Source organism: Bradyrhizobium sp. LeoA1Lang, assembly GCF_055413685.1.
The window spans coordinates 50,455-58,519 of record NZ_JBVAPG010000038.1; the positions used below are offsets into that span (position 1 = coordinate 50,455).

At 62.2% G+C, this 8,065-nt stretch carries 4 protein-coding genes; all 4 read right to left on the bottom strand.

Features of this window, described 5'->3' with window-relative positions:
- Nucleotides 1–10: 10 nt before the first annotated feature.
- Entirely contained in the window at nucleotides 11–2,104 is a 2,094-nt protein-coding gene (locus tag ACZYOF_RS15515) for a 3-hydroxyacyl-CoA dehydrogenase NAD-binding domain-containing protein (RefSeq protein ID WP_463716294.1), read from the bottom strand.
- Nucleotides 2,105–2,106: 2 nt separating this feature from the next.
- Entirely contained in the window at nucleotides 2,107–3,390 is a 1,284-nt protein-coding gene (locus tag ACZYOF_RS15520; RefSeq protein ID WP_463716295.1) for an acetyl-CoA C-acetyltransferase, read from the bottom strand.
- A gap of 27 nt (nucleotides 3,391–3,417) precedes the next feature.
- Nucleotides 3,418–5,634, bottom strand: a complete 2,217-nt coding sequence (locus ACZYOF_RS15525) for a hypothetical protein (protein ID WP_463716296.1) — start codon at nucleotides 5,632–5,634, stop codon at nucleotides 3,418–3,420.
- Between the two features lie 184 nt (nucleotides 5,635–5,818).
- Entirely contained in the window at nucleotides 5,819–8,032 is a 2,214-nt protein-coding gene (locus ACZYOF_RS15530; protein WP_463716298.1) for an acyl-CoA dehydrogenase, read from the bottom strand.
- Between the last annotated feature and the right edge of the window lie 33 nt (nucleotides 8,033–8,065).

An 8,065-nucleotide genomic window follows, 5' to 3' on the forward strand; every position in this document is an offset into this window, starting at 1 on the left:
GTGGTGTCAGTCACTTGAAACTCTCCCAGCCGGCATCGGGCGCGAAGCGGCCGCCAAATTTCTGCTCGAGTGCTTGCAAGGTGGACACCACATTCTCGACACCGCGCGTGCGGGCGTAATTCAGCGGACCGCCACGGAACGGGGCATAGCCGGTGCCGAAGATCATCGCGCCGTCGACCACGTCTGCATTATCGACGATCCCTTCGCGCAGGCAGGCGACGCAGACATTCGACATCGGCAGCACCAGGCGGTCGATCATCTCCTGTGTCGGCTCGGCGGTCGATGTCACAGCGGACGTCTTGTCTGGCTTACCATCCTTCCACACGTAAAAGCCCTTGCCCGTCTTGCGGCCGAGTTCGCCCTTGGCGACCTTCTCGCGCAGCCAGGCCGGCGTCGGCGGCAGCAGGTCGCCGAACTTCGAGCGAAGCATGTCGCCGACGTCGAGGCAGATGTCGAGGCCGACCTGGTCGGCAAGCTCGATCGGTCCCATCGGCATGCCGAACTTCTTCGCCGCGGCGTCGATCACTGATTTGTCGACCTTCTCGTCCAACAGCAACATCGCTTCCAGCATGTAGGGCGTCAGCGCGCGGTTGACGAGGAAGCCCGGCGAGCTCTTCACCGATAGCGGCAGGCGGTCGATGGCGCCGACGAAGGCGAGCGCCTTTTTCAACAGCTCGGCGTCGGTGCCGTCATGGCTGACGACCTCGACGAGCTGCAATCGCGAGACCGGATTGAAGAAGTGCAGGCCGAGCAGGCGCTCGGGCTTTTCCAGCGTCGCGCGCAGATCCTGCAGCGGGATGCTGGAGGTGTTGGTCGCAAGGATTGCGCCCGCTTTCATCTTCGGCTCGATGCCGGCATAGACCTTCTGTTTCAGCTCGAGCTTTTCCGGCACCGCCTCGATGATGAGGTCGGCATTGCGCACGCCCTCGCCGTCCATATCCGCCATCAGCCGATCATGCGCATCGCGCACCTCCGTGCGCTTGCGGATGATCTTCCCATAGAGATCGTCGGCGCGCTTGATCGCGCCCGCGATCGGCTCCGGCTTCATGTCCGATAGCGTGACGCGCAGATCCTGCCGCGCGCACCAGGCGGCAATATCGCCGCCCATCGCGCCGGCGCCGATCACGTGGACATGCGCGATCCTGTTGCCGCTGCCTGCGAGCTTCTTCATCTGCTCGCGCAGGAAGAAGACGCGGATCAGGTTCTGCGCCGTCGGCGTCACCATCAATTCGGCGAAGGAACGCTTTTCCGCATTCAGCATCGCCGACTTTTCGCTGCCGTATTTTTCCCAGAGATCGATCAGCGCGTAAGGCGCGGGATAGTGCGCCTGCGGCGCGGCCTTGGCGGCCTCGCTGCGCATGCGCGAAGCGAGAAAGCCGCGCACCGGGCCGAAGTTCAGGAGCGTGTTGACCGACCCGGGCCTGGCGCGCTTCAGGCGGCCGAACACCGCGTCCTTCACCGCGTTTCTGACATGGCGCTCCTGCGTCACCGCATCGACCAGGCCAAGCGATTTGGCGCGGCGCGCATCGATGGTCTTGCCCGTCAGCATCAGGCTCATCGCCTGCACCGGATTGACGAGCTGCGTGAAGCGCACGGTGCCACCTAAGCCCGGATGCAGGCCGAGCATCACCTCGGGAAAGCCGAACCGCGCGTCATCGATGGCAATCCGCGATTGGCAGGCCAGCGCGACTTCGAGGCCGCCGCCGAGGCAGAAGCCGTGGATCACGGCGACCGTCGGCACGCGCAGCGCTTCGAGCCGGTCGATCACCGCATGCGCCCGGCCGATCTCGGCTTCGACCGCGCGTGCATCGCTGGCGCCGCGGAATTCGTTGACATCGGCGCCGGCGATGAAGCCGCTTGTCTTCGCCGAACGGATGACGAGGCCGGTCGGACGCTGGCTTTCGAGCGCGGCCAGCACCGCATCGAATTCCTCGAGCACCTCGGCGTTCAGCGTGTTGGCGCTGGCGCCTTCACGGTCGAACAGCAGCCAGGCGATGCCGTCGCCATCGCGCGTCAGCTTGAAATGCTTGTAGGGACCGGCTTCCGGCGCGGGCCCGAGTTCGAGCACGCGGTCGGCAAGGACGTTCATGATCGCAGAATCCATGATCACACCGTCTCGATCAGCATGGCGCCGCCCTGCCCGCCGCCGATGCATTCGGTGGCGATGCCGCGCCGCGTGCCGAGCCGCTTCATGGCGTTGACGAGATGCAGCACGATGCGGTTGCCGCTGGTGCCGACGGGATGGCCGAGGCTGATGGCGCCGCCATCGATATTCAGCTTCGCTCGATCGATCTCGCCCGCCGCGCCCTCGAGGCCGAGAATTTCGCGGCAAAATTTTTCATCGTTCCAGGCCGCAAGACAGCCGAGCACCTGTGTCGCAAAGGCCTCGTTCAACTCCCAGGTCTCGACGTCCTGCAGGGTCAGTTCGTTGCGCTTCAGCAGCGCGGTCGCTGACAGCACGGGGCCGAGCCCCATGATAGCAGGATCGAGCGCCGCCCACTGGCTGTCGAGGATGACGGCCTTCGGCTTCAGCCCGTGCTTTGCCACCGCCTCTTCGGACGCGAGGATCACCCAGGAGGCGCCGTCGGTGATCTGCGAGGAATTGCCCGCGGTGACCTGTCCCCACGGCCGCTCGAATACCGGCTTCAGTTTTGCCAACGTCTCCGGCGTCGAGTCCGGGCGGACGCCGTCATCGTGATCGTAGAACTTGCCGTCGCGCGAGAACGACGTCTCGACTTCGCCCTTCAGCCAGCCTTCGCTCTGCGCTTTTGCCAGGCGGCGGTGGCTCTCGGCGGCATAGGCATCCGATTGCGCGCGGGTGATGCCGAAGAGATGGCCGACGACCTTGGCGGTCTGGCCCATGTTGAGCTCGGTGATGGGATCGGTGAGCCCGCGCTCCAGGCCGATGATCGGCTTGAAATAGCCGGGGCGGAGCTTGAAGAAGGCGGCGATCTTCGCGCCCATGCTCTTGGCGCCGGCAAGGCCAGCAAACCAGCGCACGCCGGCGTTCGGCCAGACCAGCGGCGCATGGCTCAGCGCCTCGGCGCCGCCGGCGAGGATGAGATCGGCTGTGCCTTCGCGGATGTAGCGATAGCCGGTGTCGATCGACTGCATACCGGAGCCGCAATTAATCTGCACGGTAAAGGCGACCATCTTCTCGCCCATGCCGAGCCGCAGCGCCGCGACGCGCGCCGGGTTCATCTCGTCGGCAATGACATTGACGCAGCCGAGGACCACCTGGTCGAAGCTATCGGGCGCAAACGGCTGCCGCGCCAGCAGCGGCCGGCCGCATTGCACGGCGAGATCGACCGGCGTGAACGGTCCTGGACCGGAGCGCGCCTTCAGGAACGGCGTACGGCTGCCGTCGACGATAAAGACCGGTCGCGCCATCAGCTCGCAGCCCTCTGCATCACTTCGCTACCCTCCCAAATAGAGACGCTGTGTGATCTGTGCCATGTCGCTGAGCGACGCCGCGTGCCAGCTGTCGCCAAGCTTTTCTCTACATCTTTCATAAGGATAATAGGGCTCAAGCTGGTCCCGGGACCATAAAATTACCCGCTTGCGGTAATCAGAGTTCAATGTCCTTGCGAGCGCGATCTCGCTCGGAGAGAATGTACCTGTCTTTGACAACAATATATAGGCGCGTGCGATCTCAGGAGGAACGGCATCCGCCAACTTGCCGAGCTTCCGGATATCCTGATGATCAATTTCCCCCTCTGTCTTCGCCTCGCCAAACACGATTTGTACCGGTGATTCCTCGATCCCAAGCTTGCCCGCAACCACCACAAGGAAATCCGATTCGCAGACTTCGATTTCAGCACCATGCGGCCGAAAGTTAACCCCGGTAGAATACATCAGAGCGTCATCGTGGAGACTGTTTGAAAGCTGCTGCAGAGTGAGCGCGACGGGCACGCCGCCGAGTTGGTCGTCGTTCCGCCCGAAGATGCCGGATCGGCGGTAGCGCCAATCTCGGTCTTTGAGTTGCGGCGTCACGTCGTAACTGTGATCACAATACGGGCACGGCGAAACAGTCTTAACGTCGTCCAAATGCGCCCAGTGAGACAGCTGACAATTCGGGCAGATAAACTCCAAGCCCACACGGAACACGCGGCGCATCAGTAAATAACGCAACACATCATCGGGCTTCATATCGGCCTTTTCACGATATTCGATGTGTAGCCGCCTGAAAGCGTCAAACCCGACCACGCGAGCTGCGGTGTCACTGTCGCGGATCGTCTCTATTGCCCCGCTTCTTGTGAAGGACTCCTCAACGCCATACTTGCGCAGCAGGTTACGAACACCTCGGATTTTCAGCACGCGACAATCTTGCACACCACCCAGTTGCGCGATCAGGCGCGAAGCGCGCAGTCCAGCTTCCGAGCGCTCAATGTCGATGCCGGAAAGCGCAAAGAAGGATTTCATCCAGTCGAATACACGAAAAGCGCTGACCCGAAGCCGCTGGGTTGAAACTTGAGTTATAAAGGCTACGGCACCGCGGTCGAGCCGACCAAGCTGCGACCGAGCCGCGTCGTGGTGAAAATGAAAGTTCCGGCCATAAAATTCGTTGAGCCGCGGAACGAATGGCGTCTCGAACGTTAGCTCCGCATCTGGCGCCCCGTATTGGGTCGCGTCGACAACGACCGCGTATTTTTGACGCAGCGAATGCACGTCGTCATTGTCGAACGGACGATCGGGCAGCGCGAAGAATGCTTCTGCTTTGCCGTTGTCCTCGAGGTGGGTCGGGACTACATCTCGGTGCAATATTGAAAAGCTCGGCATTTGCGGACGAATATTTAGCCCGTTCCACAACATGGAGTCTCGACCATCATTCAAGCTGACTGTCAGTCCTCCTAAGTCCAAGTCGGGCCTCCAGCTGTCGTCGCGCGGAGTCTCCCCGCGCATCCAGAACGTGATGTGCGAGTCTCTGCCGAGAGCCGGCTTGCGAAACTTCTCGAGAAAGGCATTAGCGTACGCTCTAAGGCGCTCTCCATGGCTTTGATCGTAGAAGATAAGAGGCGCACCGGCGGCCCGAAGATTCCAGAACAGCGCCAATGAATCGAAATCCGCGACTGAGCCCAACATGATACCGGCACCAAGCCACCCAGCGCGAACTCTTGACCGCGTAGTATCGTAGCGCGTCAACCAAAGAGGTAGAATTGTTTCCAAGATTGTGGGCGGCAGTTCAGCGGCGATCAGAGTTTCCGGTATCCCGAATGTACTCTGCACGCTGCCTTGGTAGTCGGCGGTGTCTGTACTTGCAGGAGGATACCCACCAAATTGTATGGCGAAGAGCACGCTAAGAGGATCAGCCTCTTCCCATGTCGGCAGACATACGTTTTTTCCAAACTTCTCGTCCTGGCGTCCTGCAATGCGTCTCAAGACATGTCGGATATCAGCAAATTCGCAGTCTTGCTGATGAAAGATGGAGTCGCTCCAACGATGATGCTTCAGGTAGGGAAAGCGTTCAATGAAGGCTTTGGTCGTCTCGTCTGGACGAACTGGTAGCAGTACGTCTACAGCGAAGCACGACACTAGCATGTCGGCTAATTCGGTGTCGTAGGCTGGAATTACGCAGTTGTAGGAACCGCCCCATAGGCAGGTATTCCAACGCGCCATTTCAACCAGCAGCGCCATGTCACGCTCTTGGACGACCCAACCTATGCGAACGGGCCGATAGTCGAGCCAGATGCGAGGCGGATTACTCATCGTGCCGCAATTTTCCTTACGGCGAGGTCAACAGGCGTGAACGGTCCTGGACCGGAGCGCGCCTTCAGGAACGGCGTACGGCTGCCGTCGACGATAAAGACCGGTCGCGCCATCAGCTCGCAGCCCTCTGCTCTCCCAATTCCTGGAAGAACTGATGCACGTCGGCACCCTTCCTGTAAATCGGCGACAGCGCCTCGGGCGCGAAATCGTCGACCTCGATCACCGCGGCGACCGCCGCGCGGGCGGCGACTAGCTTATCGGCATCGGATTGCGTGATGACGCCCTTCTTCACCGCTTCATCCGGATCGCGCAGGCGCGCGGCGCGCATCTGCTTCGCGATATCTTCGGTCGCGGCGACCAGGCGGAAGGCCTTTTCCAGCCGCGCCACGCCGCCGTCGTCCTCGACGAAGGCGAGATCGGGGGTGACTCGATCGCGCGCGTCCGATGGCTCCAGCACAAGGGCGGCACACTGATGCACGACGCGGTCGGAGGGGCCGAGCACACGGGCGCCGAACGGTTGGATCAAGAACTTCAGGATTACAGCCACGAACCGGTTCGGCAGGTTGGCGAGAATCTCCGCAAAACGGTTCTCGATGGTTTTGAAGCCGCTCGCCATGCACCATTCGAGCGCGGCGAAATCTTCCTTCTGCCGGCCTTCATCCTGCCAGCGCTTCAGCGCGGCGGAGAGCAGATAGAGCTCGGAGAGGATGTCGCCGAAACGGGCCGAGAGCATCTCCCTGCGCTTGAGCGCGCCGCCGAGCGTGAGCAGCGCCATGTCGGCGCAAATTGCGAAGGCTGAGGAATAGCGCGAGAGCTGGCGGTAGAATTTCGTGGCATCGCCCGCATCGGGCGCCGGCGCGAACAAGCCGAAGGTCCAACTCCGGCCCATGGCGCGGAACAGGGTCTTGAAGGTGTGGCCGATGTGCTTCCACAACGCCTTGTCGAAGGCATCCAGGCCCTTGGTGCGGTCGGCTTCGCCGAGCGCTGTCATCTCCTCCAGCAGGTACGGATGCGCGCGGATCGCACCCTGGCCGAACACGATGAGATTGCGGGTGAGTATGTTGGCGCCTTCCACGGTGATGCCGACCGGCACCGCGCGATGCAGATTGCCGAGATAATTCTGCGGGCCGTCGATCACGGCCTTGCCGCCATGGATGTCCATGGCGTCGTCGATCGCGATCCGCATCCGCTCGGTGGCGTGCAGTTTCATGATGCCGGAGATGACCGCGGGGTGATGGCCGGCGTTCAGCGCGGCGCAGGTCAGCCGCCGCGCGGCGTCGAGCAAATAGGTGGTGCCGACGATCCGCGCCAGCGGCTCCTCGACGCCTTCGAATTTGGAGATCGAGATGCCGAACTGTTCGCGGGTACGGGCATAGGCGCCGGTAGTGCGCGCGGCATAGGCGGCGCCGGCGGCCGACAATGACGGCAGCGAGATGCCGCGGCCGGCGGCGAGCGCCGTCATCAGCATCTTCCAGCCCTCACCGAGCCGCTCCTTGCCGCCGACGATGTAGTCGAGCGGGATAAAGACGTCGCGGCCCCAGTTCGGGCCGTTCTGGAAGACCTGCATTGCCGGCAGATGGCGGTGGCCAATCTCGACGCCAGGCAGGTGGGTCGGGATCAGTGCAACGGTGATGCCGAGCTCTTCCTGGTCGCCGACGAGATGATCGGGATCGTAAGCCTTGAAAGCGAGGCCGAGCAAGGTGGCGACCGGGCCGAGCGTGATGTAGCGCTTGTGCCAGTTGAGGCGCAGGCCGATCACTTCGTTGCCCTCGAAATTGCCCTTGCAGATGATCCCGGTGTCGACCATCGAGGCCGCATCCGACCCTGCTTCGGGGCTGGTGAGGCCGAAGCACGGGATGTCGCGGCCGGAGGCCAGGCGCGGCAGCCATTTCTCCTGCTGCTCCCTGGTGCCGAAGCGCATCAGGAGCTCGCCGGGGCCGAGCGAGTTCGGCACCATCACGGTGACGGCGGCGGTCAGCGAGCGCGAGGAGAGTTTTCGCACCACCTCGGAATGCGCGTAAGGCGAGAAGCCGAGGCCGCCGAACTCCTTCGGGATGATCATGCCGAAGAATTTCTCGCGCTTGATGAAATCCCAGACCTCGCGCGGCAGGTCGCGCCATTCCCAGAAAATCTTCCATTCGTCGAGCATTTTGCAGAGCTCGTCGACGGGGCCGCTGAGGAAGGCCTTTTCCTCTTCCGTCAATTCGGCTTGCGGATAGGCCAGCAGCTTCGGGTGCCGTCGCGAACTTGGTTGGAATTTGTCCGTCGCGAGTCTCCGGTGAACGGATGATATCTGCTCAGGCGGCAAGATCAACCGGCTGAGCAATGGGCTTGCTGGCGAGGGTCTGCCAGCCGTCGA

Coding starts and splice junctions, on each gene's coding strand:
- ACZYOF_RS15515 (WP_463716294.1), bottom strand. CDS start 2,104: ATGGATTCTGCGATCATGAACGTCCTTGCCGACCGCGTGCTCGAACTC.
- ACZYOF_RS15520 (WP_463716295.1), bottom strand. CDS start 3,390: ATGGCGCGACCGGTCTTTATCGTCGACGGCAGCCGTACGCCGTTCCTG.
- ACZYOF_RS15525 (WP_463716296.1), bottom strand. CDS start 5,634: ATGGCGCTGCTGGTTGAAATGGCGCGTTGGAATACCTGCCTATGGGGC.